We start from the raw sequence: 26410 nt of genomic DNA, 5'->3' as shown, positions 1-26410 counted from the left end.
ATATACTTCATGCATGCCCCGCCGTTACCGCTTAGTTATCGCTTCCCCGACAACACGCACTGCTTTTTAATCGTTTTATAGTCTTAAGACTGACTTGTGTTTTATAGTCTTCACTGACCGCTTTCTAAAGCCTTAAATTTAATCGTTTGAGTTTGATATAGGTGTTCACTCACCTTATGATTTAACGCTTTAAAATCGCTTAAAATTATTAAGTAAATGCTTACTTACTTAATAACTCTAATACTTTTTTCTGTACTGCAAATATTCCTGCACGCACCATTAAGTCATTTGCATCCTCGCCCTCGATATCGCTCAACACATAATGGTATCCAGTAGATTTTGCAACACCCTCTCCGACTCCTGATTTATCGTTATCAGCAAATATATAAACTCCCCTTAACTTACTGGCTATGTACTCTAAGTTATTAGCCGAAAAACAGACCGTTACAGACGCATTTAAACGCCCATTTTTTATAGCTCTATGTATACTTAATCCTGTTGCATAGCCCTCGCAGAGAATCGTTTTACGGGCTTTTCTATCCCCTAACACAAGTCCTGCTCCCTTAGCTCGCATACCGTATAGCATTTTTTTCTCAAAGCCCTCGCCCGTCCATTTAATCGACTGGTATCCTACTAAGTCATATGTAATAATGTCTCGCATAGGAATGTAAAGAATTTCATCTATCACAAGCCCTACCTCATCAGGAAACCCTTTCTGAGCAAGATACGCATGCCTTTCATATTTTGCAGAGTTAATTATTTCTTTTGCTTTTTCTCTAGCTTCCTTGTGTTTTCTTTCTTGCTCTTGTATTCTCTTTGTCTGCTCTTTTTTAAGAGCCGATTTTTCAGACTGAGATATCTGTCTATCTCTCTTATATACGTGTACATTCCCATCGCCATCCCAAGCCTGCACCCAGCCGCCGTTTCCACTATATACATAAGCACCGTTTTTAGAATTGGGATTCTTTACGGTACCGCATCTAGCTATATTTCCCGAAACGTTAAGTTTGTCTATTAACACCCCATGACTTTTTGCGAACTCTAAGAAACTATGCATACTTCCTACCCTTTGAATACGCAATATTCATCTGCCTTATCTTGTTATATGTATTAAGAGTCAGGCTAGCAGGCTGTGTTGAGTAAAAATTCCAAGGTGGATTCTCTTTAGTGATTGCTCGGTATAAATGATAAGCACGACCAGCTTGGCTTTCAGGTTTGCTATGCTCTCTTGCATATGTACATAACTGAGACCAGAGATGGTACTTACTATCTGCTAATTGTTTTTTTCCCAGTACTACAGCCTGCATTTGTCCTTGCTCATGTACTACTAGGCTCTCTTTTATTTTCTCGTGTCCGCAAGACATACATCGTGAAAAAAATGGACTATGTCCGCATTTAGGACAGCTAGCAGGCTCTCTTTCATCCTCTTTTTTTCTTATCTTTTGGTCTAGCTTCTCGCCTGAGTCCAATGCATTAAGTCCATTGAAATATATATCCTCATACTCATTAAGAAATCTAGTAATATTTCCCGAGTGGTCTAGTAATATGCAGTCCTCTTTGCCTGTCTCTTTACTTGCTCTTAAGCCTCTACCCCACATTTGAATTACAGTAGATATAGATTTACGCATAGGTCTACAATCAACAACACAACCTACATCCTTAACGTCGAACCCTTTTGCTAGTGCTTCTACAGAGATAAGCACCCGAATAAAAGAGTCCTCTTTTCTATATTCATTAAGAAGTTCCTGCCTTTCTTTAGCCGTTGTTTTAGATGTAAATACTGCGGCAGGGATATTTACCTCGTTAAATTGTCTACATAACTCGTTGCAGTGAGCAATTGATGAGCCGAACACTATAGTTTTGCGACCCTCTGCATACGTTATCCATTCTTTAACAACGTTGCCGATAATTTCCATGCCCCTTTCCTCTGCAGCTTTTTCCGTCCACTCACCACCCTTAGTCTCTGCACCGTCCATATTTGCACGTGTACACGTATATGCTCTCATTGGAACAAGAACGCCCGATTGGGTTAGCTCCTGCATCGTTGTTGCGTTAATTAAATTAGAGAATATTCTTCCCAATCCTTTTGAAAAAGGAGTCGCAGATAGCCCGATTAATGCAGACTGTTTTGTCTTTGCGTAATCAACCCATGCTTTTAACTGAGTGTGTGCTTCATCTACTACTACAACATCAACATCAGGTGGGAATCCCCGTCTAGCTAGAGTCTGAGCACTCGCAATTTGAAACCTTTGATGCGGCTGCCACCTCCAGTGATTTGCTTGTATTATTCCGTGTTCTCTTAGACCGTAACTCTCTGCGGTACTTGAAGTCTGCTCAATTAATGTTGTTCTATCACAGACGAACATTGCACGTTTACCTCTTGCAAGTGCTTCAGATATCACCCTTAACCCGAGATAAGTTTTACCTGCACCCGTCGGAGCCATCACAATCTGATTCATATGACCCTCGGAAAATCCACGCCTAAGCAGATTGTGGGCTTTTTCTTGAAATGGGCGAGGCGTTGGAAAATTAGACACTGTAACTCTCCAGCAGAGCTTTTAATTTTTTAATCTCCTCATCTTTCTTTTTGAGGACTGCAGTTACATTTTTAGCGTGTATAGTAAGCTCTGCAATTCTTACATCCTGCTGTGCTATTAATCGCTTATAACTCTCATTAGCAGTAGTTAGTTTTTCTATTTCTTTATTAGCCTCTGCTAATTTATCGTCTGAGTTAATAATTGACTCTAGCTGTGTATTCTTTTTTAGAATCTGTTCATTAACGCTTATTGTTTCTGAGAGTGTATCTTTTAGATTTTCTAGCTCATCTTTTGAGATAACCTCGTATTCCTGACTCTTTTTGTTAATTAATTGTGGTGCAACCTGCTCCGTTGCCTCATTTAGAGATATCTCACCGCTAATAACTTTATTTGCTAACTCAGGACTAGCTTTAACAACAGCATCGGCTTTTTGTTGTGTTGATTTACTAACACCTGCTGCATTGGCTCTGTCTTTAATACTTTCAGTTTTTATTTCATCGGACCAAGTACTATTTATAGTACTTGATTTTTCATTGTCATTTTCCGACCAAGTACTATTTATAGTATTTGATTTTTTTGCCCCTATACTTTTTCTATCACCCCCATGACTGTGTGCTGTTGCCCAATCCTGAGCTTTAGATACGATTACAGCAGTCTGTGATGGCTTAAGGTGCCTCCTATGCAGATTAGCACTTAGCACGAATGCTACTGGATTATTGCCGTCATAAGTTATGTATTTAGGTTCAACACCTGCTTTAACGCAAGCCCTATATCTATTACGCCCGTCTAAGATTTTGTTGTGATATAGCGTAATTGGCTGTAGTAGACCGTTAACCTTTATATCATCTACTAATTTATAGAATTCCTCCCCCTCGATTACTGGGAATATCTCACATAATTCGTGCGTTAAAAATTCTCTCATTTTAAAAGTCCCGTTTCTATCATGTAACCGACTGTTTTTCTGTGTGCAGTTTCCCAGTCGTTTAGTTTTTGCTCTTTACTGTTTGCCCCTTGGTCTATCTCGTAGTGGCACTGATAACATAGATAATCATGTGCTTTTATGGATTTCCCTTTGCCGTCTCTTAATTGATTAGAATGTGCTGCAACAATAGTCCCATCGTTTGGACGACTGCAGAGCATGCAATAAGGACAATCTCTAGCACCGTTAAGAAGTTTCTTATTCCTGTACATCAATTTTCACTCCCTGCTCTGCACAGAAAGCAGAGATAAACTCTATAAGCTCAATCATTTGAGACTTAGTCATCTTAGAAGTAGACAATCCTAGCATTACGTATCCGCCTCTTAATCCCTTAGCGATTCTATTTGTCTCTTGATTAAGAGAGGCGGTAAAAATATCTTTCCATTCGCTCGGTGTTAGATATGTAAGCTCACCGTTAACTTGCCACTGTAATTGTTTAGAGACTTCAGTGAGCATTGCCCAAAGCTTTGCATTTTGGTCTAGAGTTCTAGTCCTCTCTTTTATCTCGCACCGATAACTCGCAGGTGCTTGCATGATTGCATTGCAAGCATTGCGTTTAATGTCGGAATTTAAGAGGTTAAATATCTGTTGCATAATCGTTTTTTATGAGAACCCAGTCCAGCTCAGGTCTAAGTTCCTCGCACGTTACTTTACCAGCAGTAAATTTTTCTATTTCTAGACACCTTTCAATAGAAATCTTTACATGCTCATTTTTCCATTGCCACAATGACACTCTAGAAATACCTAAACCTTCTATTAATCTTTTGCTTCTGCCTTTTTTGTTATTGAGATAATCACGTAATTTCATGTATATATCCTATATTTATTTGCTTAACAATGATAAGCGTAACTATTAACATTGTCAAGCGTTAATTAAGATTCTTTTAAAAGGAGCATAAATTAAAATGGAGCATATGAAAGACATTAATGACATTAGGCGTGAAAATTTAATATCGCTAATTAAAAAGGCAGGCTCACAAAAAGCCTTAGCTGATTCTATAGGCGTTTCTAAAGCGTATATAAATCAATTAGTTAATAAAAAAAATGATGAAAGCTCTAATTCTTATAGAAATATAGGAAAAGAGGCGGCTCGTAAAATAGAAGTCGCTTTAGGGCTTAATAAAGGCTGGCTTGATATTGATTATGAAAACAACGAAAACTCTGACTATATATCACTAGAGCATTACGATATTCATTCCTCTGCAGGTTATGGTGCTAAAAACGAACATTTACCTGAGATTAAACAGTTAGAAGTATTGCGTGAATGGGCTAATGAGAATTTAGGAAATGATGCACGCAATCGTATTAAGGTTATATACAACAAGGGCGTATCTATGCACCCAACAATTAGAGATGGGGACTTGTTGTTTGTTGATATTAAAAAGAATTTTTTTGATGGCGACGGAATTTACGTTATTGATATTGGCGGAGACTTATTAACTAAACGTTTAGTTAGAGATATAACAACAGGCGATTATTTAGTGGTTTCAGATAACACAAACGCTAAATATGAAACGGCTCGATTTAATAAAAATAATATTGAAAGCCTTACTATATGCGGTCGTGTCAGAAAGATTATGACTTTTACAGAACCAATTTAGGAGCGCTTAAATGTTACGGCTATTTATACTTGCAAGCATAATATCTAGTTTAATTTTGCTTATTGCAAGAGGGGAGATTAATTTTATATTACTCTTTTTAGTTGTCTTGTTTCTGCTTTATATAATTAGAGTCTTTCTATTTTATCTTAATAATGAAGCACAAAAAACGGCAGTAAATTTTGTGCTGGATATCTATTATAAAAATGGAAAAAACATTGATAACACAATAGTTTTAGGGCTTACTGAGATAGCAAATGTAAAAAGTGCTTCGTCTGTAGAAGCGCTGCTTTTTGCTAAAGAACAAGGTGTAAGAAATCTAGCTATTTTAGCTTGCTTATATATTCACGCATACACGGGGATACGTGAAAGCGTATACGATACCATTATGAAATACTATGAGGATGTCTCTGATAGACTAGCACAGGAAAATATTAATTTTTCTAAAGATGCCGAATTGTAGACCAATAACATAAAATTCAAATCCCAATACCTCTATCAACCCAGTCATTAGGACTGGGTTTTTTTGTGTGTTGTATTTATAAAACGTCGCTTTATTGAAAATAAATAAAAAATTTTAAAAAACAACTTTACTTCACTTTACTTTTCGTTTACTATATTCATAAATAAACTTAACAGGATAAGCAAAGTGAATTTACGCAATACTTTTAAATGGAGAGAATCCATACAGAGCATTTGCCCTGACTCTGAGTACTGGGTAAATGAACAAGATATCTACTCAGATTTTCTTTTATTCATAAACAAAAGAAAGCAATACAAGATAAGAAACTATTTTTTAGAAATGTCCAGAGACGATTTCTATACAGAGTTTCTTAACTTTGTTAGACCTGAGGATGAGGCGTATCTATTTAGTAAGAGATACACAGAAAAAGCATTCTTAGATGTGATTAATAAAAGCACATACAAAAAAGACTGGATGGACTTTTTAGCCAGCAGGGCAAACGAGTGTCCTGCTAGTGCAAATAAATATGTGGAATACCTTGATGGAGGTGATTTATGAGATTCTTAGATTTAATTCTAGCAATCATTATGGGAGGGATGTTTTGGATTCTAACTTATATGGTGTTTCTTTTCTAATGAGAGAGGAGATTCTAAAAAAGGAATCAAGGAATTTTCTACAAGAACTAATGAAAGAAGTTCCAGTAGAAACAAAAGAAAAGATAGAGAAATATATTAAAGATTTTTTATAGGAGCAAAAAATGGAACTGTTTTACAAACTTTCAGACGAGACTTACAAGAATTTATATGAGTTTGATGCATTCTTAGAATTCAACAAAAGTAAAGAATTTGAGGGTGCATTAACAAGAGAAAATGCAGAAAAACTGCACGAGATGATTAAAAAAGCAAAACAAACACATGAGCAGTTTATGCAAAGTGTGGACTTAGGAGATATTTATGCAATTTAATAAGGCGACCAGAAAAAAAGCTAAGTTAAGACTTGCACTTATCGGTGCAAGCGGTGCAGGTAAAACTTACTCTGCACTGCTTATAGCTAAAGGACTTGGCGGTAAAGTCGCAGTAATCGATACAGAAAATGGCTCTGCATCTCTTTACTCGCATTTACTTGATTTTGATGTGCTTGAATTAACACCTCCCTATTCTCCTGAGAGATACATTGAGGCGATTAAGACTGCAGAGAAAGCAGGTTATGACGTGTTAATTATTGACTCTGTCACACACGAGTGGAATGGTGCAGGAGGCGTATTAGAGCTAGTAGAGGATATAGCAAAAGCTAAGTATAGAGGTAATAGCCTTGCTGCATGGGGCGAGCTTACACCGCGTCATAGAGCATTCTTAGATGCGATGGTTCAGAGCCCTTTGCACATAATTGCTACAGCAAGAAGTAAATCTGAGGTGGCAATTGTACAAGACGGCGGCAAAGCACGAGGACAGAAAGTAGGAACTAAAACCGAACAGAGAGACGGTTTTGAATTTGAATTTACCACTGTACTTGAGATAGACCATGCAACACGTTTAGCTATGGCTAGCAAAGATAGGACAGGAATCTTTAACGGTGTCCTCGAAACTATAACAGAGGAAACAGGTAAGAGACTTATTAACTGGCTTAATGCTGGAAGCGAACCAGTAAAAGAGAGCGAGGAGAAACCTAACATCGAATACGCAAGTATCGATGTGATTATGAATTGTCTTGAAACTGCAGAAAACGCAGAAAGACTAGAAGCAATATATAGGAGAGCATTGAAAAAATGCGACCCTAAAGACGTGCCGTTAATTGAAACGGCTTACAAAAACTATGAGGAAAAACTAGGAGCAATGGTATGAATCTTTTTCAGATGACACAAGAGGCTAAAAAAATCTATGACTATCTTACAGAGTTAGATATAGACGAGCAAGCTGTATATGACACTATAGACGGTGAGACTGGGATTAATGAGAAGCTAATTAATTATGGGCACGTAATTAGAGCAATTAACGCAGACGTTGAAAGCATTAAGCAAGAGCAGGAACGTTTGGCTAAACGTAAAAGAGCATTTGAAAATCATATCTCAAGTATGAAAGAGAGAATGCTTGAGGCTATGAATGCAATCGATATGAAAAAAGTTATGGACCCGCTATTCACAATCTCAGTAAGAAACAACGCTGAGAGTGTTGAGGTTTTAGATGAATCTAAATTAGCAGATGATTATTTCAAAATTAAAAAAGAAGTAAGTAAGACAGCAATTAAAGAGGCACTTCAATCAGGAAAAACTGTTGATGGTGCAAGATTAATTAGAACTCAAAGCGTGATAATCAAATGATTCCACTAGACAGACGATACATAGATACGTCTCTATATGAAGTATATAAGAGCGTATTTCCTGAGGCTAATGAGTTTTGGCAGTTAAATTTCCAGCAGCAAAGATTCTTTAGCGAGCTGGTTGATATTGTAAACGCTTGTTGTCCTAGAGAGGAGGATGACGAGCAGGATGAGATGGATTTAGATGACTGAGTACGATGCGTTTTATTTTGATTTTGAAAGAATCAAAGAAAGTGTAGATAGTGAATTTTTAAGGATGATTCATAAGGAGGACATAGAACTTATCGCTGATTATCTTAATTATATGAATAAGGCTTTAAAGAGTATTCAACGTCTCAAGATGAGTCCTAGTGTGTCATCAAGAATTGTGAATTTACAGGCGATAACCGATGAAACAATTGAGACTCTTAATAACAATTTTTTTGAGAACAAAAGTTAAATTATTAAAGGAGAAAAAAATGAAAATTTTAAATTTGACACAACACAAAGCAACACCTGAACAAATTAAAGCTGGTGTTGTTGATTTGAATGAAAGAGACCGTGAAACTTGGAGCAAAGCTATCACGTTTAACGAATTGCCTATTGCAGGTGATATCGAGAAAGCCGTCTTTTTAGCATGCGATTTGTGTCTTGAAAACGATGCTAAAGCTGCAATGATTGGCGGTGCACCATTCTTAATGTCACCACTCGTTGACGAATTAAAACGCATTGGTGCCCAGCCGCTTTTTGCATTCTCAAAAAGAGAGAGTAAAGAAATCACAAAAGAGGATGGCACTGTTGAAAAAGTGTCGGTCTTTAGGCACGAGGGATTTGTGGAGGCTTAAATGATTAACAAAGTTATTCTTATAGGCAGATTAGGACAGGACCCTGAGTGCAGAGTCTCTAATAATAATGTGGCGGTGGCTAATCTTAACTTAGCTACCACTAATTATTCTCAGAATAAAGAGGATACAGACTGGCACAGAGTGGTTTTATTTTCTAAACAAGCAGAGCTAGCTAAGCAGTATCTAAAGAAAGGCTCGATGGTCTACATAGAGGGTAGGATTAAATACTCTAGTTACACAAATAAAGAGGGTATAAAAATACCAACTACAGATATTATCGCAGACAAAATGCAATTTATTTCTAGCAAATCTGCGGAACCGCAAGAGCCTGCTGGCAACAATAACGTCTCTAAACCTGATATTGAGGATATACCGTTTTGATATTTATGAATAAAGATGAGCTAAGAGTTTTGCTTAGCGAAGCAGCACTTGAGGGCGGTAAAAAAGCAGTAGAGAATTTAAAGCTATTTACTAAATCACAAGCATGTGAGCTACTAAATATCAGCACACCTACTCTAATGAAACGTATAAAAGCAGGAAAGATTAAAACTGTAGATGGCTACATCTCAGGTGCAGAATTACTTAAATATATTGAGGGAAATAATGTCACAGATTGAGCTTATACAACAGGGTGAGGACTTTAAAGCAAAGCCTATTTTTCCTTACCCAGGCGGTAAGACTAAATTAGCAAATAATATCCTACCACTTATACCTGAGCACAATTGTTACGTCGAGTGTTTTGTGGGGGGGGAAGTATATTCTTTCTAAAGCCATTGGCTAATGTAAACGTAATTAATGACCTAAATGGTGAGCTTATAAATCTGTATAAGATTGTCAAACACCATAAAGATGAACTTTTAAAACAGTTTGATTTTGAGCTGTACTCACGCCAGAGGTTTAAAGAATTTATTAGTATGGACAAAAGCCATTTAACAGATATACAAAGAGCCGCTATATTTATGTTAGTCCAGCATATGAGTTATAGAGCAAGAATCCCCGCACAAACATTTAACACAAGCAAATGCGAACGAGCTGTTAGACCTATTGAAACGTTTGAGGAAAAGATTAATCAGGCAACAAAAAAATTAAGAACAGCAGTAATAGAGAATAAATCGTGGGAAAAATGCATAGAAATTTATGACACAGAAAAAACCTTTTTCTTTTGCGACCCACCCTACCTTGATTTGACTGGATACGGTGTAGGATTCGGTGTAGACCAGTATGAGCTTATGTCTACTTTAGCTAAGACTATGAAAGGAAAAATTATGATAACTATTAATGACACACCTAAAATTAGAGAAATTTTTGATGGTCTAAATTTTAGAGAGGTAGAAATCAAATACAGCATAGCCTTGAAAGAACACAAGAAAAGCAGGGAATTAATTATCACTAATTACTAAGGAGCGTCTATGACTATAGAGGAGATTAACGCAATAGATAAAGAGACTATTAATTTATATGACTCTCTATTAGGAATACTGGGTGAGAATCTCAATGAGGAAACAATGATAGAGGTAAAAAGAAAATTAACAGCTATAGTTTCTAAAAATTTTAAACTGTCAATAGAACTAAGAAAAGGCATAAAGTGAATATAAAATATAGAATAGGTAAAACCGTGATAGGTATTTAAAATGACTAATCCAACATTAAGAGAATTTCTAAAAGATAACGAGGACAAATGTATTGCAATAAGAGATATCTATAAGGCATCGTATCGTGGAAGGGAGCTTTGTAGTACTCTAAGAGAATTTTATAATAACCTAATTGATATATATGACAGCGATGGCAATCAGTTAATAGATAATCTCAAAAAACATAACGACCTTAAAGATAATCTATTTAGAAAAGGTTTAGTGCCTGAATATTATCAGTGGGAATTTGAATCAATAATAGGAAATTACTACTTTGACATTCGTAAAAAGATAAAAGATTTTGATTTATCTAAAGATTAGTATATAATAAAGGTGTCTGATATGTTCTATCAGTTTTGTTCCTTAAACCCGTGCTAGAAATAGTGCGGGTTTTCCTTTATGCACATAATTAATCAATAAAATTCAAATACTTACTGCAAAATTTACTCATAACCTGCACGTAAATTTAATCTAATTTCTTAGCTATATCCTCTGCACTCTCTCTATAATAAATCATAAGTTTAGATAAATCAGAATGCCCTAGTATTCTAGCTAAATCCGTAACGTTTACTTTCTTAGCTAGTCTTGTACATGCAGTAGCACGTAAATCGTGAAAGGTAAATCCACTTAATCCTGCCTCTATTCTAGCTCTCCTAAATAACGTTCCTACTGTATTAGGGGCAACATCAAAAACCTTATCTGAATTATGTAGCTCTCTTAGTCTATCTAATATATCTATAGCTCTTTTAGATAGAGGGACTTTTCTTACTCCTGAGCGTGTCTTAGCCTCTCTTATCGATAGTGTTGGATATTTAATATCGGTCCATAAAAGATTGCACATCTCGCCGCAACGCATACCAGTTTCAACAGCAAAATCCACCATATAGGATATTCGATTACTAACTGTATCGGTATCCTTGTCTTGGTTAAGTGCGTATTTTATAGCCTCTATTTCTTTTTGAGTAACTATCCTCTCCCTAGGCGGTGTCTCAGGGGGACGTTTGACTGTGGACATAGGATTATCAGAAATCAATAACCACTCATTTATAGCCAATTTAAACATGCCCGATAATATTGCCCACTCTCTCCTAACAGATGCAGGTTTAACCTCAGTTAATCTTATATCTCTCCAGTTAGCAAAATCCTCTGCGGTTAACTCATAGAGATACTTATTAGATAGATTAGGGAAACGATTTATAAATCTATTTATTCTAAGGCTATTAGACTTATAGGCTTTAAGATTTTCTATACTCTTTTTGTATCTCTCAAGAGCCTCATTAAGCGTTACCTTTTTAGTTCTTTTAGGGTTTAAGGTAGCCTCTAAGTACCACTCATTACATTCTTTTTTAGTAGGAAATGTTTTAGATATACGCTTCCCATCTATAAAGGCTTGTATTCTATAACCGTCTCTATATTTGAATATGCTCGCCACAGCTTTGCTCCACTTTAAAAAATTATTATAAGTTTTGTGTGCAGTTTTGTGTGCGATTTGTGTGCAAATTATTTTAAATATTTTTACTTATATGAAAAAATTCGTAAATCGACTATTAAATAACGCCTTGAATTTTAAGAATTTTTGATTATATTGAAAAATCTAGAAAGTTTGGGAATGCACCCGGCGAGACTTGAACTCGCACGACCTGTGGTCACTACCCCCTCAAGATAGCGTGTCTACCAATTCCACCACGGGTGCATAAAACTATTGTACAGAAGCTGGGGGATTTTCCGAGTTTGATTCTTGTTGGGTATTTGAAGATGGACTCTCTTGAGATCCATTTTGTGGTTGAGGTGCTACTTCAGGCTTAGAAGCAGGTTCTGGTTTAGGCTCAACCGATGGTGAAATTTCAATAACTGGTTTCTCGACAGCTGGAGCAGGAGTTGGTTTATTTTCCTCAACAGGTTTAGATTCACTAACAGGCTTAGAATCTTTTGAAGAATTTGAATCTTCATTAGATTTCACACTATCCTCAGTTTTAACCTGCGGAACAGTAGGAACACTAGGAGTTGCTGATCCATCACCTGACACAGTAGCAGCTCCAGGAATTACAGGAGTAGCTGAATACCCTTCCATTAAACTACCGCTATCAGTTGGTTTTGGTGCTCTGACACCACCACCTGAGCTAACCCAAGCCAAACCTAAAGTTGAAGTGAAGAAGACAATAGCCGCCCATTTTGTCATACGAGAAAAGAAATTAGCAGATCCAGCTGCCCCAAACAAACTGCCAGCTGAGCCACCACCAAAAGAAGAACCCATATCAGCACCTTTACCTTGTTGTAAAAGCACTAATCCGATAATTGCAATTGAGCTTATGACCTGAATAACAACTAGAATAGGAAACAAATAATCTGACATATAAAATCTCTTTTAAGATGCGGCATCTATAATGCTCAAAAATTCTTCAGCATCTAGTGAAGCACCACCAACTAAAGCTCCGTCTACACAATCAAGACTAAATAACTCTCGAGCCTGATCCGCCTTTACACTACCACCATAAATAATGCGAACGGGTGAACCCTCTTGCCCAGTCACAGATTGAATCTGACGTCTAATGTGCGAGTGCATCTCAAAAATCTGCTCGCTTGTGGCAATGCTTCCCGATCCAATCGCCCAAATAGGTTCATAAGCAAAAACGCATGACCTAATCAAATCAGGCCCTACTTCAAGAATCGGCTGAAGCTGAATGTCAATATTATGTAATGCTTGACCAGCTTCACGCATTTCCTTACTTTCACCTAAACATACTATAGGAGTTAGTCCCGCAGCAACAGCTATACGGGCTTTATCGGCTACTGAAGCAGCAGTTTCAAAATGCGTTGCTTTTCGCTCGGAATGACCAACTATAACCCACTTACATCCTAAATCTGTAAGCATCTGAGCTGAGACATCACCTGTATGAGCACCGTTTTCGTAAACACTTAAATCCTGTGCACCAAGAGAAATCGGATCAAAAGCCTCTTCCGCTTCTAAAGCTAAAATATCGCGAATTTGCTGAAGATATGGAAACGGCGGGCAAACTACGACCTCTTGTTTTATAGGTAAAGACCACAATGATATCCCATCTAAAATAGAAAGCATAAGTGAATGGTTAGCTTGAATGCTGCCATTCATCTTCCAGTTTCCTACTATAAGAGGTATTGTAAGTTTAGTACCCGATTCCATAATAAGTTTTTTAAAATTAATCTATTATTTTAAAAGCTTTGTATAAAAAAAGCTAGATTTTGCCCTTATTACTTATAAAATTTGTGGGGTAATTTGCATATGCATAAGAACAGCTGTTGGACCGTAGGAAGAGAGATTGAAAGCGGGGGCATTGCCAACTAGAGGGCGGAAGCCATAGCGCTCCCACAGTTTGTCAGCTCCATGTACAGCCACAAGATAAGCATCAAGTATCCCCATTTGGGTGGCAATGCTTACCTCATTATCCAATAGTTGCGTTGAAATTCCGCGACCACGGTAATCAGGCGACACAACCATATCATGCAAAAACAAGACCATTGGGCCATTTGAAGACTGAGGCTTTGTAACAAGCTCTCCCAAACTAGGAAGATTAGGAATTGAGTCTACAATCGCCAGTAAGTAAGCGACTATGCAAGCATCATCCTCTATAACCCAACAATGATCTGGGCTATGCTCAATGCGGGATGCGAAAGTCGCTGCACTCTCGTGCAAATAATCAGGATAAGCGATATGCTGTAGAGCCAGTATATCGTCGATATCTTTTAGAGAAGCATTACGAAGCAGCATCAGAAGAATAAAACGATTTTACCGATATGTGCCCCTGATTCCATATAGGCATGAGCTTGTGCAGCCTCTTCAAAGGGGAAAACCTTATCCACTACAGATTTTACGCTACCGTCCGCAAACAAAGGCCACACACGCTCCCGAAGCTCAGAAGCAATTTTCGCCTTATATTCTATGGTTCGAGGCCTTAGTGTTGAGCCCGTAAGAGTGATGCGCTTGCGCATTAGTGAGCCGCTGCTAATTTCCGCCCTACTTCCGCCAAGCTGTGCGATTATTACTATTCGCCCATCCATAGCAGCACATTTGATATCGCGATTAATATATTCGCCGCTAACCATATCTAGAATTACGTCAACACCACGGCCGTCAGTTAATTGCATAATTTCTTCGACGAAATCTTCGCATTTATAGTTGATCCCTTTGGCAGCACCCATATCCTCAACGGCTTTAACTCTATCATCCGAGCCTACGGTGGCATAAACATCATGTCCTAAGGCAGTCGCTATTTGAATAGCTGAAGTTCCAATACCAGACGCACCACCATGCACTAATAAAGTCTCAGATTCTTTAAGCCTACCGATATCAAAAACATTGGACCACACAGTAAAATAAGTTTCTGGCAAACTAGCCGCCTGCACAAAATCAAGACCATCAGGAAGCGGCAAGCAATTCGAAGCAGCAACCTTGCAATATTCCGCATACCCACCGCCTGGAGTTAATGCACACACATGGTCGCCAATCTTAAAATCGGTCCCTGACACATCTCCATCTACAATAACTCCTGCGACCTCAAGGCCAAGCAAATCTGATGCACCCTCAGGAGGCGGATAAATACCTTTTCTTTGAAATATATCGGGCCTATTAACGCCAGCTGCCTTCACTTCGATGAGGACCTCGCCCGTATCCAAGGTTGGCAATGCTCTCGTCCCTATCCTTAGTACGTCTGAACCACCAGGCTCAGTTATTTCAACAACCCTCATCTCTTTTTTCATCAAACTTCTCCAGCAAAGTGACAGGCAACCATACTACCTTCTACATCACGCAACTGTGGCTCCTCTTTTGAGCAAATCGGCTGTGCATGCGGACAACGCTTATGAAACGAGCAGCCAGAAGGTGGATTTATCGGGCTTGGAAGCTCACCAACAATCTTAATCTGCTCATATCTTTTTTCAGGATTCACCGAAGGCGTTGCAGAAAGTAGTGCCTTAGTGTATGGATGTTTTGGAATTGAGTATATTTTCTCTTTAGGAGCTATCTCTACTGCCTTACCCAAATACATAACAAGAACATCATCAGCCATATGTTCTACAACAGAAAGATTATGGGAAATAAAAATATAGGCTGTATGCAATTGCTCCTGAAGATCCATAAATAGATTCAAAACTTGAGCTTGAATCGATACGTCTAAAGCTGATGTAGGTTCGTCTGCGATTACAATTTTCGGATTTAATATCATTGCCCTAGCGATGGCAATGCGCTGTCTCTGCCCACCAGAGAACATATGTGGGTAACGATAGTAGTGCTCAGGTCTAAGACCTACGACCTTCATGATTTCATTTACACGCTCGCGTCTTTCTTTTGAATTCATGTCCGTATTGATAAGTAACGGCTCAGTAAGCTGTTCTCCAATCTTGCGACGTGGATTTAACGAACCGTATGGATTCTGAAAAACCATTTGAACTTTCTTACGCATACGCTTAATTTGGGATGCATTCTGAAAATCTATTTTTTCATTATCTACCCACATGTCACCAGTTGTAGGATGTTCAATCATAGTCAATTGACGTGCAAGAGTCGATTTACCCGAACCTGACTCACCCACTACAGCAAGAGTTTTTCCTGCTCTAAGTTCGAAGCTAACACCATTTAGAGCTTTCACGGTAGCATTGCCACGGAAAAGACCAAGCCCAACTTCATAAAATTTAGCTAGGTTTTCAACCTTAAGGACAACTGGGGTTTGAGTATCTTGTGTATTATTATTTTGCATGATTCACCCCATTATAAATAGCATCAATTGAATGCGTATCGCTTGACTCATTTTTCCTCACATCTATGAGAGGCTTGATACATCGCACAACGCGATTAACTCCGTATGTCAGCGGCACTTTATGGTGGAGGCAATTTTCTTCCACATACGGACATCGCGGCGAGAGCAAGCAGCCCTTAGGGCGGTCATATTGACCAGGCACAATACCTGGCAATGTTTTAAGCCTTGCAGCACCCTGACTCGCCTCTGGGATAGAAGCTAGAAGTGCCTCCGTGTAAGGATGAGCTGGATGATAAAAGGTCTCAGGAACGTCTCCTAATTCCACCTCTTGCCCTGCATACATAACACAGACTCTATGAGCAATTTCAGTGATTACGGCAAGGTCGTGAGTAATTAGAATTAGGCCCATATGATTTTTCTTTTGAAGATTAATGAGCAACTCCATAATCTGAGCTTGAATCGTTACATCTAAGGCAGTGGTCGGCTCATCGGCAATAAGCAATTTAGGTTCGCAAGCAATGGCCATGGCAATAGCCACGCGTTGAGACATCCCACCTGAGAGCTGATGTGGATATGCTTCTAGACGAGATTCAGGCTCTGGAATTTCTACAATCTTCATAAGTTCGACCGCTCGATTATGTAGAGCTTTGCCTTTGAGACCCATATGCAGCTTGAGTACTTCTTTAATTTGAAAACCTACTGTATATGATGGATTAAGGGCCGTCATTGGATCTTGGAAAATCATGGCTACATCTTTACCGATAATTTTTCTGCGATCCTTATTACTGATATTTAACATATCGTGACCGTCAAACCTAATTCGATCGGCCGTAATATGACCCTGATTTCCAAGCAAACCCATAAATGCCATCATAGTGACAGATTTACCTGAACCTGATTCACCTACAATCCCAAGAATCTCTCCCCGATTCATGTTTATGCTTAGTCCGTCAACAGCAAAAAAAGGCTTTTGTTCGGTACCAAAGCGAACAGAAAGATTTTCTATATCTAACAATAATTCTGATGATAAGTCTGAAACTGAATTTTCTTCTGACATCTCTAATTCCTAATTTATGCTGCTTCTTTTAATTTAGGATCAAGTGCATCACGCAAACCATCACCCATAAGATTTATGGCAATTACAGTTAATAAAATTGTTAAACCTGGAAATGTGACTACCCACCAAGCTCGAGAAATATAATCTCGTGCTGTAGCCAACATAGTCCCCCATTCTGGAGACGGTGGTTGAACACCTAATCCTAAGAATCCAAGAGCCGCAACATCAAGTATCGCAGAGGAAAATCCTAGAGTTGCTTGGACAATAATTGGTGCCATACAGTTTGGAAAGACAGCTACAAACATTAATCTAAAGATGCTTGCACCTGAAAGTTTAGCTGCAGTTACGTAGTCTTTATTTAATTCACTAATCACTGAGCCTCTCACAAGTCTGATATATCCAGGCAGACCCACCACAGCGATTGCTATCATGGCATTAACGATACCAGGTCCCATAATGGCCATAATTGCAATTGCAAGAAGGACAGATGGAAGAGCCATCATAATATCAGCAAAACGCATAATTAGTTTGCCGAGATATTTAGGATAAAATCCCGCAAGAAGTCCTAAAATCACACCTGGTATCAATGTAAGGATTACCGCACTGATACCAATAAATAATGAAAGTCGCCCACCATGAATAATTCTTGAGAGAATATCTCTACCTGCTTCATCGGTACCAAGAATAAACTTCATAGACCCACCTTCTTGGAAGAATGGTGGTTGAAGCATATGGTCTCTAAATTGTTCAACTGGGCTATAGGGAGCTACGTAAGGAGCAAATATAGCCAACAAAATCATAAGTAACAAAAATATAAGACCAATAACAGCACCCTTATTTTTAAAAAAGTGATGCAAAAAATCTTTCAATGGCGAAGGGTAATCAAACTTTGAACGATTCTCATCGATATCCGCCTGTACTGCAGCTCTAATATCAGCTACTTCTGCACTCGTAGTATTATTTGACATTCTTATAACTCCTACTTCGCGTGTCTCATGCGTGGGTTCACTATTCTATAAACCACATCGATTAATAAATTTACGATAATAATTAATATGGCTACAATCAATAATCCATTTTGGACTACTGGATAGTCCCTCCGGAATATTGAGTCTACAAGCCATTTACCTATACCTGGCCATGAGAAAATTGTTTCTGTTAGAACAGCTCCACCAAGTAGGGTACCAATTTGAAGACCAATAACTGTAACCACAGCAATTAGGGCATTTCTAAGCGTATGAACAAAAATTACTCGACGTGGTGAAAGTCCTTTTGCTCTAGCTGTGCGTACATAATCTTCGCCCATCACTTCTAACATAGATGATCGTGTCATACGAGAAATTACGGCAAGAGGTATTGTTCCTAAAACAATTGTGGGAAGAATTAAATGATGCACGGCATCCCAAAAAGCACCATCATTAAATTCATCTGCTCTCTCAGCCAAGAATGCGTCGATTAACATAAATCCAGTCACTGGTGGCACATCATATATCAAATCTATACGTCCAGAAACAGGTGTCCATCCCAAATAACTTGAGAAGAACATAATAAGCATTAGGCCCCACCAGAAAATAGGCATTGAATAACCAGTAAGAGATAATCCCATAACACCGTGGTCAAAGATTGATCCACGTTTTACTGCAGCCAACACCCCTAAAAGAATACCGAAAAAAGTTCCAAAAAGAAGAGCCATAAAACCAAGTTCTAATGTGGCTGGAAATAATGCAGTAAATTCCTGCCATACACTAGTACTAGTCACAAAGGACTTACCGAAATTTCCTGTAAATAAGTCACCTAGATAATTGAAATATTGAACATAAAGGGGTTTGTCTAATCCTAGGCGCTCTATCATACTTTGATAGACTTCGGGATCCGCAGAACGTTCACCTAAGGCGATTTGTACTGGGTCTCCAGGAATTGCGTGAATTAATAAAAAAGTGAGAAGTGTAATAGCAAAAAATGTGGGGATTAGTAGAATAATCCTCCTGATTAGAAATGCAAACATCAGGTAAATCCAAAAAACTAACGCCGATAAGTATACCGCCTCAAAGTAGAAATATAGACTACCTTGAGGCGTATTAGGTGTAATTACCTATATAAAAAAAGTGTAAAAATAAGTAAAGAATCTATAATTTCTTATTTCTTAATACTTACACCGTTAAACTCAAATGCACCAAATGGGCTGATTTTAAAGCCTTCAACATTTTTGCTCATAGGCACACTTACGATTGAAGTTGCAATTGTTGAGCTTGGAGTTTGTTCATGGAAAATCACTTGAGCTTTTTCGTACAACTCAGTACGTTTAGCTGTATCTGTAATAGAACGAGCTTCTTTGATTAACTTATCAAAATCAGCAAAGCAGAAACGTGCATAGTTAGAGCCGCCTACTGCATCGCATGATGCTAAGTTACCCAACCAGTTATCAGGGTCACCATTATCCCCTGTCCAACCAGCCATCACGATTTGGTGTTCACCGTTTTTAGCTCGTTTTAGATACTCACCCCATTCATAGGTTTTAAGTTTAACTTTAACTCCAATCTTAGCCCAGTCGGATTGAACTAATTCACCCATTAAGCGACCATTTGGGTTATAAGGACGTGATACTGGCAATGTCCAAAGTTCTACTTCAAATCCATCAGGATAACCAGCTTCTGCCAATAGTTTTTTAGCCCCTTCTACATCGTAGTCACGAACCTTAACATCTTTATTAAATGACCATTGAGTCTCTGGCATAAGATTAGGAACTGGCTGACCTTGATCCGCATATACTGCATCGAGGATAGATTTTTTGTTTAAAGCCATATCCAATGCGATACGAACTTTTGGATCTGTGAATGGTTTTTTCTCAGTGTTGTATGCAATATAACCTACGTTAAATCCAGGGCTTTGCATAACTTTAAGCTTATCATTCTTTTGAAACTCAGCCACATCTGTTGGTAGAGGTTGAGACATAATATGACATTCACCAGCTTTTAGTTTTTGAGCACGAACTGATGGGTCTTTTGTGATAGCAAAGATAAGATTATCCACTTGAGGCATATCATTTTTGTCCCAATAGTCTTTATTAGCTTTGTAGCGAATTTGTGCATCTTTTTGATAGCGAACAAAAACAAACGGACCAGTACCGATAGGGTTTTGGTTAATTAGTTCAGGTTTACCTTGTTTAACTAATTGCTCTGCATACTCTTTTGAATTGATTACAGCAAAAGCCATGGCTAATGTTTGAGTAAGAGTTGCATCAGGTTTAGTTAGAGTCATCTTAACTGTGTAGTCATCAACTTTTTCTACAGTTTTGATAATCTTATCTAAAGACATATCTGTGTAATAAGGGAATGTAGCTGGATATGCTTTATTAAAGAAATTGTCTTTATTAGCTAGACGATCAAAAGTGAATACTACGTCATCTGCGTTAAATTCACGAGTTGGTTTAAAGAAATTGTTTGAATGCCACTTCACACCTTTACGTAGTTTGAAAGTGTAAACAAGACCATCTTCGGAAACTTCATAGCTTTCAGCCAAACCAGGACCTGATTTAGATTCTCCACGTGGGAAAGAAAGAAGGTTATCGAATACGTTACGGCCACTCGCATCGTTATCTGTACCAGCAGTGTATTGAGGTGTATCAAAGCCAGCTGGGCTACCCTCAGAACAGTAAACTAAAGTACCACCAGCTGCACTGGCAATGCCCGTAAATCCCATAAGGATAGAAGTTAAAAGGGCTTTTTGAGATATTTTTTTCATATGTATCCTCCGTTAAAAAAAAATTATTTAAGGCTTACGCCAGTGAATTGAGTAGCTCCGAATGGACTTATTTTAAATCCCTCAACATTTTTACGCATAGGTGCGTTAATAATTGAGGTGGCAATGTTTGTGGTAATCACATTTTCGAAGAAAATTTCCTGAGCTTTTTGATATAGCTCCGTGCGTTTAGCTACATCGATTTCCGAACGAGCTTGATCTAGTAGGTCTTGATATTCTTTGACGCAAAGTCGAGAATAATTACTACCACCAATAGCTGAGCATGAAGAAAGATTGCCCAACCAGTTATCAGGGTCACCGTTATCCCCTGTCCATCCAGACATCACGATTTGGTGATCACCCTTTTGAGCTCGTTTTAAGTATTCGCCCCATTCGTAAGTTTTAAGTGATACTTTAACGCCAATTTTAGACCAATCTGCTTGAATAAGTTCGCCCATAAGACGTCCATTAGGGTTATAAGGTCTTGATACTGGCAATGTCCAAAGTTCAATATCAAATCCATTTGGATATCCAGCTTCCATAAGAAGTTTTTTAGCTCCTTCCACATCATATGGACGATTTTTTATCTTATCGTTATAGCTCCACTGAGAAACAGGCATCAAGTTAGCAACTAGCTCACCTTGTCCTTGGAATACAGATTTAAGAATTTCTTCTTTATTAATAGCCATATCAAGGGCTTTACGAACACGAACATCATTAAGTGGCTTTTTCTCTGCGTTGTAAGCGAGGTATCCAACATTAAAACCAGGTTGTGATAAAACAGTTATATTGGCGTTTGACTTCATTTTGCTTACATCAGCTGGCAATGGTTGTGCCATAATATGACACTCTCCTGCAAACAACTTCTGTGCACGTACAGATGGATCCTTGGTAATGGAGAAAATCAAATTATCCACTAAAGGCATATCATCCTTATTCCAATACTCTTTATTAGCTTTATAACGAATTTGAGAATCTTTTTCGTATCTTTGGAAGATAAATGGACCAGTCCCAATTGGAGCTTGATTAATCATCTCAGCCTTACCGTCAGCTAACAATTTATCTGCATACTCTTTTGAGTAAATACTTGCAATAGGCATCGCAAGAGTTTGAATCAGTGTAGCATCAGGTTTATTAACGGTAAGTTTTACGGCATAGTCGTCTACTTTTTCTACCGATTTAATAATCTTATCTAAGGCCATATCCGTGTAGTATGGGAAGTCTGCTGGATAAGCTTTATTAAATGGATGGTTTTTATTGCTTAATCTCTCAAAAGTGAACACTACATCATCTGCATTAAACTCACGTGTAGGTTTGAAATAATTATTTGAGTGCCACTTAACGCCTTTGCGTAATTTAAAAGTAATAACTAGACCATCTTCAGATACTTCATAACTTTCAGCCAATGCAGGTACAGCCTTTGTTTCACCGCGAGGAAACATAAGTAAGCCATTCATCACACTATGCGAAGATGCATCAAAATCAGTACCAGCTGTGTACTGAGCCCCATCAAAACCAGCAGGACTACCCTCGGAACAATAAATCAAAGTTTTTCCTGCTGCATGAGCATTAATACTGCACAATGCAATAACAGTAGAAACAAACAATTGACTTAATTTATACAATTAATAATCCTCTCTTTAAAAAAAGTTAAACAAAAAAAATCACTAAATTTAATAAACTTAGTGATTTAATTTTATAGAAAGAGAGGTGTGGTGCAACTATGAAAAACCCTTAAGAGGTTTATTAAGCTTTATGATTTCTTAAGATCCTCTATCTTTAAAGACCACATTTTCGGACCAGTTGTATGGACAGACTCACCGTTTGAATCCACTGCTACAGTTACAGGCATATCTTTGACCTCAAACTCATATATAGCTTCCATACCTAAATCTTCAAAACCCACAACCTTAGCTTTACTAATGGCTTTAGATACTAAATACGCAGCTCCACCCACAGCAATCAAGTACGCAGACTTATGATTTTTAATACTCTCAATTGCAACAGGGCCTCTCTCCGCCTTACCAATCATTGCGATTAAACCAGTTTTGCTAAGCATAGTGTCAGTAAATTTATCCATGCGAGTCGAAGTAGTTGGACCTGCAGGACCTACAGCCTCATCACCTACAGGGTCAACGGGGCCTACATAATAAATTATGCGATTAGTAAAATCTACTGGCAATGTTTCCCCTTTTGCAAGCATCTCTTGAATGCGCTTATGTGCGGCATCGCGTCCAGTAAGCATTTTGCCCGACAAAAGCAGTGTTTGACCAGGCTTCCAGCTAGCAACTTCCTCACGAGTTAACTCATCAAGATTGACTTGTTTAGATTTGTTATAGTCTGGAGCCCACTCTACATCTGGCCATAAATCTATAGAGGGAGCTGGTAAATCAGCAACACCTGAACCATCTAAAACAAAATGGGCGTGACGAGTAGCGGCGCAGTTCGGAATCATTGCCACAGGTTTGGAAGCGGCATGAGTAGGGAATGTGCGAATTTTAATATCTAGGACAGTAGTCAGACCGCCCAATCCCTGAGCTCCAATTCCAAGCGCATTCACTTTCTCGTAAAGCTCGATACGAAGCTCCTCTAGTTTGTTCTTAGGGCCACGAGAAAGCAACTCGTACATGTTAATATCTTCCATAAGAGATTGCTTGGCCATAAGCATAGCTTTTTCGGCCGTACCTCCAACACCAATACCCAATATGCCAGGCGGACACCAGCCAGCACCCATTGTTGGAACAGTTCGCAAAACCCAATCAACGATATCATCACTTGGATTTAACATCGCAAACTTGGATTTATTTTCAGAGCCGCCGCCTTTAGCTGCGACCTCAACTTCAACAATCGATCCAGGAATTAGCTCCACATGCAAAATACAGGGCGTATTATCTTTTGTGTTTTTACGCTCAAAAATTGGATCGTCTAGAACTGACATACGCAGTTTATTTTCTGGATTCAAATAACCGCGACGCACTCCCTCATCGCAAGCCTCCTGCAATGTGCCTTTGAGCTCAAAACGCACATCCATGCCGACTTTCATAAAAACATTTACAATGCCTGTGTCCTGACATATAGGTCTGTGGCCCTCCGCACACATACGCGAATTTGTGAGAATTTGAGCAATAGCATCCTTTGCTGCAGGGCTCTCCTCGCGTTCGTATGCACGTGCGAGATGTTGAAGATAATCTTGTGGATGATAATAACTAATAAACTGAATCGCATCCGCTATGGACTGCACTAAATCAGCTTCTTTAATAATTGTGGACATGAATAACTCCTGAATAAGCCCTAATTATAGCGATTTCACGACTGTAATCGCAAAGCCGTCCCAGCCCTTATGCCCTATCGTTTGTAGAAGGGTTGAGTCAAATCTCGAGTCATCGTGCAGCAACTGCAAATATCGCCTAATGCCTCGAATATTGGGTGGGCGATCAGTTTCCGTGACCACCTTCCCATCGCGAACCATATTATCTGCTACGATTATTGTGCCTTCGCGACACATGGGCATGCATTTCATAAGATAGTCGGCATTATGTTCCTTATCTGCATCGATAAATATAAGATCAAAGGGCTCTCCGCCTTCAGAACAAAGAATATCAAGAGTCTCAAGTGCACGCCCTTCTACAAGCCGCACCTTATCTTGCACTTGAGCAAGGGCGAAAGTCTTATTTGCAATTTCAATAAATTTAGGGTCGAAGTCAAGAGTTACAATCTGCCCTTGAGGTGGCAATGCCATGGCCATCCATACGGTACTGTATCCCGCCAAAGTCCCTATTTCCAACACTCTCCGAGCCCCCGACATACGCACCAAAAAATTTAAAAATTTACCGTGATTTGGAGGGACATTTATCGCAGGAATTGGCAATGTTCTGTGAAACTCCAGCACTTTTTCCATCACCTTATCTTGAGCATTTTGATGAAGCTTCTCAAAAATTAGGTTATCGACTTGATCGGGTAGCTCTGATTCAAGCACACGACTACGCATGGTCGGCAACCCTCCACAATAGCTGCTCTCCCGCACCTAATGGCACAAGTTTCTGTCCATCAATGTCTAGTTCTTGTGGAATGTTTGCAGAGTCGCTCTGTGTAAGCTTCTCGAGCACAATATAATCATTATTTGGTGAGAGCCCATAAAAAGCAGGCCCATGCAAGCTTGCAAAACCCTCTAGTTTATCTAGAGCATTATTCTCCTCAAATGCTTTAGCGTAAAGAGCCATCGCATGGTATGCAGAGTAACAGCCCGCACAGCCACAGGCAGATTCCTTGCGATCCTTCGCATGTGGAGCACTGTCTGTACCGAGGAAAAAGCGAGCATTGCCACTAATAGCGGCATCAATTAAGGCTTTGCGATGCTTCTCTCTCTTCAGTATTGGAAGGCAATAATAATGCGGCCGCACTCCTCCCACAAAAATAGAATTTCGATTGTAAAGAAGGTGTTGCGGTGTAATAGTCGCAGCAATCCCCTCCTCTGAATCCCGCACGTATTGAGCTCCTTCACTTGTCGTTATATGTTCCATCACAATCTTCAATGCTGGCAATGCTTTCCGTAACGGTATCAGTACTCGGTCAATAAAAACAGCCTCGCGATCGAAAATATCGATTTCAGGGTCGGTCACTTCTCCATGAACAAGCAGTGGCATGCCCAACTGCTGCATTTTCTCAAGTACCTCCGTGCAATTTGCTAGCAAATCTGTCACACCCGCATCGGAATTAGTAGTCGCACCAGCTGGATAGAGCTTAAATGCATATACTTTACCAGATTCTTTAGCTTTTATAACTTCTGAAACTGAAGTGTTGTCTGTAAGATATAGTGTCATTAGCGGTTGGAACCTGCCTTCAAGACCAGACTCTTCAGCCGCTTTTAGAATGCGAGTTTTATAGGCAAGTGCCAAATCAACTGTAGTAACTGGTGGTTGCAAATTTGGCATAACTATTGCCCTAGTAAATTGACGGGCCGTGTGCGGCAAAACCGCACTAAGCATAGCCCCGTCACGTAGGTGTAAATGCCAATCATCGGGTCGAATAATTTTCATTGATTTAGTTATTTCTTGCATTTTTAAATTAAACTCAAATAGAATTAATGTTAAATCTAATTACTATTTTAAGTAGGGAAAATTTTATGAGCACTAAAACCAAAGCGAAAACTGCTGAAAAATCTTCAGCAAAAAAAGTAAATTCTGCATTTATGAAACCACTTACTCCTAGCAAAGAGCTTGCAGCAGTAGTTGGAGATAAACCACTTCCACGTACAGAAGTTACTAAAAAAGTTTGGGAATACATCAAATCTAAAGATCTTCAAGATTCTGCGAACCGTCGCAATATCAATGCAGACGACAAACTTCGCCCAATCTTCGGTAAAGATCAAGTAAACATGTTCGAGATGACTAAGCTAATCAGCGCTCACTTGAAATAATTACAAATTTATCTTACTGAATCTCGGATCTGGGTTGCTTCTGGATTCGAGATTTTTTTATGCCTACTCAAAATGCGCCGATTATGAGAGAGTGTAAAATAGGCGTATTCATTTCCACAAAT

General features: G+C 38.8%; 34 protein-coding genes, 1 tRNA gene and 1 pseudogene. 15 read left to right on the top strand and 21 right to left on the bottom strand.

The genetic code is table 11. The features are described from left to right. Window positions 1-220: 220 nt before the first annotated feature. The 6 genes from TASI_RS02115 to TASI_RS02090 are packed head-to-tail and all read right to left on the bottom strand — an operon-like array spanning window position 221 to window position 4324. Entirely contained in the window at window positions 221-1057 is an 837-nt protein-coding gene (locus tag TASI_RS02115) for a toprim domain-containing protein (RefSeq protein ID WP_044977958.1), read from the bottom strand. After that, a complete protein-coding gene (locus TASI_RS02110; protein WP_014111104.1) occupies window positions 1050-2537 on the bottom strand; it encodes a DEAD/DEAH box helicase in 1488 nt (495 codons plus the stop codon). Before TASI_RS02110 ends, TASI_RS02115 begins: the two co-directional genes overlap by 8 nt. Then, window positions 2530-3459: a ParB N-terminal domain-containing protein gene (locus TASI_RS02105; protein WP_014111103.1), complete on the bottom strand. Its 930-nt coding sequence runs from the start codon at window positions 3457-3459 to the stop codon at window positions 2530-2532. Before TASI_RS02105 ends, TASI_RS02110 begins: the two co-directional genes overlap by 8 nt. Continuing rightward, window positions 3456-3728 (bottom strand): hypothetical protein, encoded by a 273-nt coding sequence (locus tag TASI_RS02100; protein WP_014111102.1) that lies wholly within the window; start codon window positions 3726-3728, stop codon window positions 3456-3458. Before TASI_RS02100 ends, TASI_RS02105 begins: the two co-directional genes overlap by 4 nt. Continuing rightward, entirely contained in the window at window positions 3715-4110 is a 396-nt protein-coding gene (locus TASI_RS02095) for a recombination protein NinB (RefSeq protein ID WP_049885993.1), read from the bottom strand. The genes TASI_RS02100 and TASI_RS02095 overlap by 14 nt, the downstream gene beginning before the upstream one ends. Next, on the bottom strand, window positions 4094-4324 hold the full coding sequence (locus tag TASI_RS02090) for a transcriptional regulator (protein WP_014111100.1): 231 nt from the start codon (window positions 4322-4324) through the stop codon (window positions 4094-4096). The genes TASI_RS02095 and TASI_RS02090 overlap by 17 nt, the downstream gene beginning before the upstream one ends. Before the next feature lie 106 nt (window positions 4325-4430). On the opposite strand from TASI_RS02090, the gene TASI_RS07750 reads away from it, so the two are divergent. The 14 genes and pseudogenes from TASI_RS07750 (at window position 4431) to TASI_RS02015 (ending at window position 10669) form a co-directional block, all read left to right on the top strand. Beyond that, window positions 4431-5117, top strand: coding sequence for a S24 family peptidase (locus TASI_RS07750; RefSeq protein ID WP_144312777.1), 687 nt, complete (start codon window positions 4431-4433; stop codon window positions 5115-5117). Between the two features lie 10 nt (window positions 5118-5127). Further along, window positions 5128-5577, top strand: coding sequence for a hypothetical protein (locus tag TASI_RS02080; protein WP_014111098.1), 450 nt, complete (start codon window positions 5128-5130; stop codon window positions 5575-5577). Between the two features lie 339 nt (window positions 5578-5916). After that, entirely contained in the window at window positions 5917-6135 is a 219-nt protein-coding gene (locus tag TASI_RS07855) for a hypothetical protein (protein ID WP_144312775.1), read from the top strand. Between the two features lie 199 nt (window positions 6136-6334). Next, entirely contained in the window at window positions 6335-6541 is a 207-nt protein-coding gene (locus TASI_RS02065; RefSeq protein WP_014111095.1) for a hypothetical protein, read from the top strand. Then, window positions 6531-7418 (top strand): ATP-binding protein, encoded by an 888-nt coding sequence (locus TASI_RS02060; RefSeq protein ID WP_014111094.1) that lies wholly within the window; start codon window positions 6531-6533, stop codon window positions 7416-7418. Before TASI_RS02065 ends, TASI_RS02060 begins: the two co-directional genes overlap by 11 nt. Further along, window positions 7415-7894: a siphovirus Gp157 family protein gene (locus tag TASI_RS02055; protein ID WP_014111093.1), complete on the top strand. Its 480-nt coding sequence runs from the start codon at window positions 7415-7417 to the stop codon at window positions 7892-7894. The genes TASI_RS02060 and TASI_RS02055 overlap by 4 nt, the downstream gene beginning before the upstream one ends. Then, entirely contained in the window at window positions 7891-8085 is a 195-nt protein-coding gene (locus tag TASI_RS02050) for a hypothetical protein (protein ID WP_044977953.1), read from the top strand. Before TASI_RS02055 ends, TASI_RS02050 begins: the two co-directional genes overlap by 4 nt. Next, on the top strand, window positions 8078-8332 hold the full coding sequence (locus TASI_RS02045) for a phage protein (RefSeq protein ID WP_014111092.1): 255 nt from the start codon (window positions 8078-8080) through the stop codon (window positions 8330-8332). The genes TASI_RS02050 and TASI_RS02045 overlap by 8 nt, the downstream gene beginning before the upstream one ends. Before the next feature lie 19 nt (window positions 8333-8351). Further along, a complete protein-coding gene (locus TASI_RS02040; RefSeq protein ID WP_014111091.1) occupies window positions 8352-8717 on the top strand; it encodes a hypothetical protein in 366 nt (121 codons plus the stop codon). Next, a complete protein-coding gene (locus tag TASI_RS02035; protein WP_014111090.1) occupies window positions 8718-9098 on the top strand; it encodes a single-stranded DNA-binding protein in 381 nt (126 codons plus the stop codon). 5 nt (window positions 9099-9103) lie between these two features. After that, window positions 9104-9334, top strand: a complete 231-nt coding sequence (locus TASI_RS02030; protein ID WP_044977950.1) for a helix-turn-helix domain-containing protein — start codon at window positions 9104-9106, stop codon at window positions 9332-9334. Beyond that, window positions 9273-10117: pseudogene (locus tag TASI_RS02025) on the top strand (DNA adenine methylase). The gene TASI_RS02030 and the pseudogene TASI_RS02025 overlap by 62 nt, the downstream one beginning before the upstream one ends. Before the next feature lie 9 nt (window positions 10118-10126). Next, the gene (locus TASI_RS02020) at window positions 10127-10306 is read left to right on the top strand and encodes a hypothetical protein (RefSeq protein ID WP_044977946.1); all 180 of its coding nucleotides are present in this window, start codon (window positions 10127-10129) and stop codon (window positions 10304-10306) included. A gap of 42 nt (window positions 10307-10348) precedes the next feature. Next, window positions 10349-10669: a hypothetical protein gene (locus tag TASI_RS02015; RefSeq protein ID WP_014111086.1), complete on the top strand. Its 321-nt coding sequence runs from the start codon at window positions 10349-10351 to the stop codon at window positions 10667-10669. A gap of 145 nt (window positions 10670-10814) precedes the next feature. Here TASI_RS02015 and TASI_RS02010 read toward each other — a convergent pair whose 3' ends face one another. From TASI_RS02010 to pyrC, 15 genes are all read right to left on the bottom strand, one after another. Then, window positions 10815-11780 (bottom strand): tyrosine-type recombinase/integrase, encoded by a 966-nt coding sequence (locus TASI_RS02010; RefSeq protein WP_014111085.1) that lies wholly within the window; start codon window positions 11778-11780, stop codon window positions 10815-10817. A gap of 178 nt (window positions 11781-11958) precedes the next feature. Next, a tRNA-Leu gene (locus TASI_RS02005) sits at window positions 11959-12041 on the bottom strand. A gap of 6 nt (window positions 12042-12047) precedes the next feature. Beyond that, on the bottom strand, window positions 12048-12701 hold the full coding sequence (gene secG / locus TASI_RS08085; protein WP_014111084.1) for a preprotein translocase subunit SecG: 654 nt from the start codon (window positions 12699-12701) through the stop codon (window positions 12048-12050). Window positions 12702-12713: 12 nt separating this feature from the next. Continuing rightward, entirely contained in the window at window positions 12714-13508 is a 795-nt protein-coding gene (tpiA, locus tag TASI_RS01995) for a triose-phosphate isomerase (protein WP_028884169.1), read from the bottom strand. Window positions 13509-13580: 72 nt separating this feature from the next. Continuing rightward, the gene (locus tag TASI_RS01990) at window positions 13581-14093 is read right to left on the bottom strand and encodes a GNAT family N-acetyltransferase (RefSeq protein WP_014111082.1); all 513 of its coding nucleotides are present in this window, start codon (window positions 14091-14093) and stop codon (window positions 13581-13583) included. After that, entirely contained in the window at window positions 14093-15070 is a 978-nt protein-coding gene (locus tag TASI_RS01985) for an NAD(P)H-quinone oxidoreductase (RefSeq protein WP_044978227.1), read from the bottom strand. The genes TASI_RS01990 and TASI_RS01985 overlap by 1 nt, the downstream gene beginning before the upstream one ends. 11 nt (window positions 15071-15081) lie before the next feature. Then, a complete protein-coding gene (locus tag TASI_RS01980) occupies window positions 15082-16077 on the bottom strand; it encodes a peptide ABC transporter ATP-binding protein (protein ID WP_014111080.1) in 996 nt (331 codons plus the stop codon). Beyond that, window positions 16067-17134: an ABC transporter ATP-binding protein gene (locus TASI_RS01975; RefSeq protein WP_014111079.1), complete on the bottom strand. Its 1068-nt coding sequence runs from the start codon at window positions 17132-17134 to the stop codon at window positions 16067-16069. The genes TASI_RS01980 and TASI_RS01975 overlap by 11 nt, the downstream gene beginning before the upstream one ends. Window positions 17135-17148: 14 nt before the next feature. Beyond that, window positions 17149-18102 (bottom strand): ABC transporter permease subunit, encoded by a 954-nt coding sequence (locus TASI_RS01970; protein ID WP_014111078.1) that lies wholly within the window; start codon window positions 18100-18102, stop codon window positions 17149-17151. A gap of 11 nt (window positions 18103-18113) precedes the next feature. Beyond that, window positions 18114-19139 (bottom strand): ABC transporter permease subunit, encoded by a 1026-nt coding sequence (locus TASI_RS01965; RefSeq protein ID WP_014111077.1) that lies wholly within the window; start codon window positions 19137-19139, stop codon window positions 18114-18116. Window positions 19140-19270: 131 nt separating this feature from the next. Then, window positions 19271-20875 (bottom strand): ABC transporter substrate-binding protein, encoded by a 1605-nt coding sequence (locus tag TASI_RS01960; RefSeq protein WP_014111076.1) that lies wholly within the window; start codon window positions 20873-20875, stop codon window positions 19271-19273. Window positions 20876-20898: 23 nt separating this feature from the next. Further along, window positions 20899-22497, bottom strand: a complete 1599-nt coding sequence (locus tag TASI_RS01955) for an ABC transporter substrate-binding protein (RefSeq protein WP_014111075.1) — start codon at window positions 22495-22497, stop codon at window positions 20899-20901. Window positions 22498-22625: 128 nt separating this feature from the next. Continuing rightward, a complete protein-coding gene (locus TASI_RS01950; RefSeq protein WP_014111074.1) occupies window positions 22626-24143 on the bottom strand; it encodes a fumarate hydratase in 1518 nt (505 codons plus the stop codon). 24 nt (window positions 24144-24167) lie between these two features. Then, window positions 24168-24860 carry an O-methyltransferase gene (locus tag TASI_RS01945; RefSeq protein WP_014111073.1) on the bottom strand — a complete coding sequence of 231 codons (693 nt, stop codon included), beginning with the start codon at window positions 24858-24860 and terminating at the stop codon, window positions 24168-24170. Further along, entirely contained in the window at window positions 24853-25929 is a 1077-nt protein-coding gene (gene pyrC, locus TASI_RS01940; protein WP_014111072.1) for a dihydroorotase, read from the bottom strand. The genes TASI_RS01945 and pyrC overlap by 8 nt, the downstream gene beginning before the upstream one ends. A 65-nt stretch (window positions 25930-25994) precedes the next feature. On the opposite strand from pyrC, the gene TASI_RS01935 reads away from it, so the two are divergent. Continuing rightward, complete coding sequence (locus TASI_RS01935) at window positions 25995-26288, top strand: SWIB/MDM2 domain-containing protein (RefSeq protein ID WP_014111071.1); 294 nt, start codon at window positions 25995-25997, stop codon at window positions 26286-26288. Window positions 26289-26410 lie beyond the last annotated feature (122 nt).

It is taken from the genome of Taylorella asinigenitalis MCE3 (assembly GCF_000226625.1).
Classification (GTDB): Bacteria; Pseudomonadota; Gammaproteobacteria; order Burkholderiales; family Burkholderiaceae_B; genus Taylorella; species Taylorella asinigenitalis.
This window is presented reverse-complemented; position numbering and strand designations above follow the sequence as displayed.

Bases quoted from the DNA above. Each gene is read 5' to 3' on its own strand.
- TASI_RS02115 (WP_044977958.1), bottom strand. From the start codon at position 1,057: ATGCATAGTTTCTTAGAGTTCGCAAAAAGTCATGGGGTGTTAATAGAC.
- TASI_RS02105 (WP_014111103.1), bottom strand. From the start codon at position 3,459: ATGAGAGAATTTTTAACGCACGAATTATGTGAGATATTCCCAGTAATC.
- TASI_RS02100 (WP_014111102.1), bottom strand. From the start codon at position 3,728: ATGTACAGGAATAAGAAACTTCTTAACGGTGCTAGAGATTGTCCTTAT.
- TASI_RS02095 (WP_049885993.1), bottom strand. From the start codon at position 4,110: ATGCAACAGATATTTAACCTCTTAAATTCCGACATTAAACGCAATGCT.
- TASI_RS02090 (WP_014111100.1), bottom strand. From the start codon at position 4,324: ATGAAATTACGTGATTATCTCAATAACAAAAAAGGCAGAAGCAAAAGA.
- TASI_RS07750 (WP_144312777.1), top strand. From the start codon at position 4,431: ATGAAAGACATTAATGACATTAGGCGTGAAAATTTAATATCGCTAATT.
- TASI_RS02080 (WP_014111098.1), top strand. From the start codon at position 5,128: ATGTTACGGCTATTTATACTTGCAAGCATAATATCTAGTTTAATTTTG.
- TASI_RS07855 (WP_144312775.1), top strand. From the start codon at position 5,917: ATGTCCAGAGACGATTTCTATACAGAGTTTCTTAACTTTGTTAGACCT.
- TASI_RS02065 (WP_014111095.1), top strand. From the start codon at position 6,335: ATGGAACTGTTTTACAAACTTTCAGACGAGACTTACAAGAATTTATAT.
- TASI_RS02060 (WP_014111094.1), top strand. From the start codon at position 6,531: ATGCAATTTAATAAGGCGACCAGAAAAAAAGCTAAGTTAAGACTTGCA.
- TASI_RS02055 (WP_014111093.1), top strand. From the start codon at position 7,415: ATGAATCTTTTTCAGATGACACAAGAGGCTAAAAAAATCTATGACTAT.
- TASI_RS02050 (WP_044977953.1), top strand. From the start codon at position 7,891: ATGATTCCACTAGACAGACGATACATAGATACGTCTCTATATGAAGTA.
- TASI_RS02045 (WP_014111092.1), top strand. From the start codon at position 8,078: ATGACTGAGTACGATGCGTTTTATTTTGATTTTGAAAGAATCAAAGAA.
- TASI_RS02040 (WP_014111091.1), top strand. From the start codon at position 8,352: ATGAAAATTTTAAATTTGACACAACACAAAGCAACACCTGAACAAATT.
- TASI_RS02035 (WP_014111090.1), top strand. From the start codon at position 8,718: ATGATTAACAAAGTTATTCTTATAGGCAGATTAGGACAGGACCCTGAG.
- TASI_RS02030 (WP_044977950.1), top strand. From the start codon at position 9,104: ATGAATAAAGATGAGCTAAGAGTTTTGCTTAGCGAAGCAGCACTTGAG.
- TASI_RS02020 (WP_044977946.1), top strand. From the start codon at position 10,127: ATGACTATAGAGGAGATTAACGCAATAGATAAAGAGACTATTAATTTA.
- TASI_RS02015 (WP_014111086.1), top strand. From the start codon at position 10,349: ATGACTAATCCAACATTAAGAGAATTTCTAAAAGATAACGAGGACAAA.
- secG (WP_014111084.1), bottom strand. From the start codon at position 12,701: ATGTCAGATTATTTGTTTCCTATTCTAGTTGTTATTCAGGTCATAAGC.
- tpiA (WP_028884169.1), bottom strand. From the start codon at position 13,508: ATGGAATCGGGTACTAAACTTACAATACCTCTTATAGTAGGAAACTGG.
- TASI_RS01990 (WP_014111082.1), bottom strand. From the start codon at position 14,093: ATGCTGCTTCGTAATGCTTCTCTAAAAGATATCGACGATATACTGGCT.
- TASI_RS01985 (WP_044978227.1), bottom strand. From the start codon at position 15,070: ATGAGGGTTGTTGAAATAACTGAGCCTGGTGGTTCAGACGTACTAAGG.
- TASI_RS01980 (WP_014111080.1), bottom strand. From the start codon at position 16,077: ATGCAAAATAATAATACACAAGATACTCAAACCCCAGTTGTCCTTAAG.
- TASI_RS01975 (WP_014111079.1), bottom strand. From the start codon at position 17,134: ATGTCAGAAGAAAATTCAGTTTCAGACTTATCATCAGAATTATTGTTA.
- TASI_RS01970 (WP_014111078.1), bottom strand. From the start codon at position 18,102: ATGTCAAATAATACTACGAGTGCAGAAGTAGCTGATATTAGAGCTGCA.
- TASI_RS01965 (WP_014111077.1), bottom strand. From the start codon at position 19,139: ATGTTTGCATTTCTAATCAGGAGGATTATTCTACTAATCCCCACATTT.
- TASI_RS01960 (WP_014111076.1), bottom strand. From the start codon at position 20,875: ATGAAAAAAATATCTCAAAAAGCCCTTTTAACTTCTATCCTTATGGGA.
- TASI_RS01950 (WP_014111074.1), bottom strand. From the start codon at position 24,143: ATGTCCACAATTATTAAAGAAGCTGATTTAGTGCAGTCCATAGCGGAT.
- TASI_RS01945 (WP_014111073.1), bottom strand. From the start codon at position 24,860: ATGCGTAGTCGTGTGCTTGAATCAGAGCTACCCGATCAAGTCGATAAC.
- pyrC (WP_014111072.1), bottom strand. From the start codon at position 25,929: ATGCAAGAAATAACTAAATCAATGAAAATTATTCGACCCGATGATTGG.
- TASI_RS01935 (WP_014111071.1), top strand. From the start codon at position 25,995: ATGAGCACTAAAACCAAAGCGAAAACTGCTGAAAAATCTTCAGCAAAA.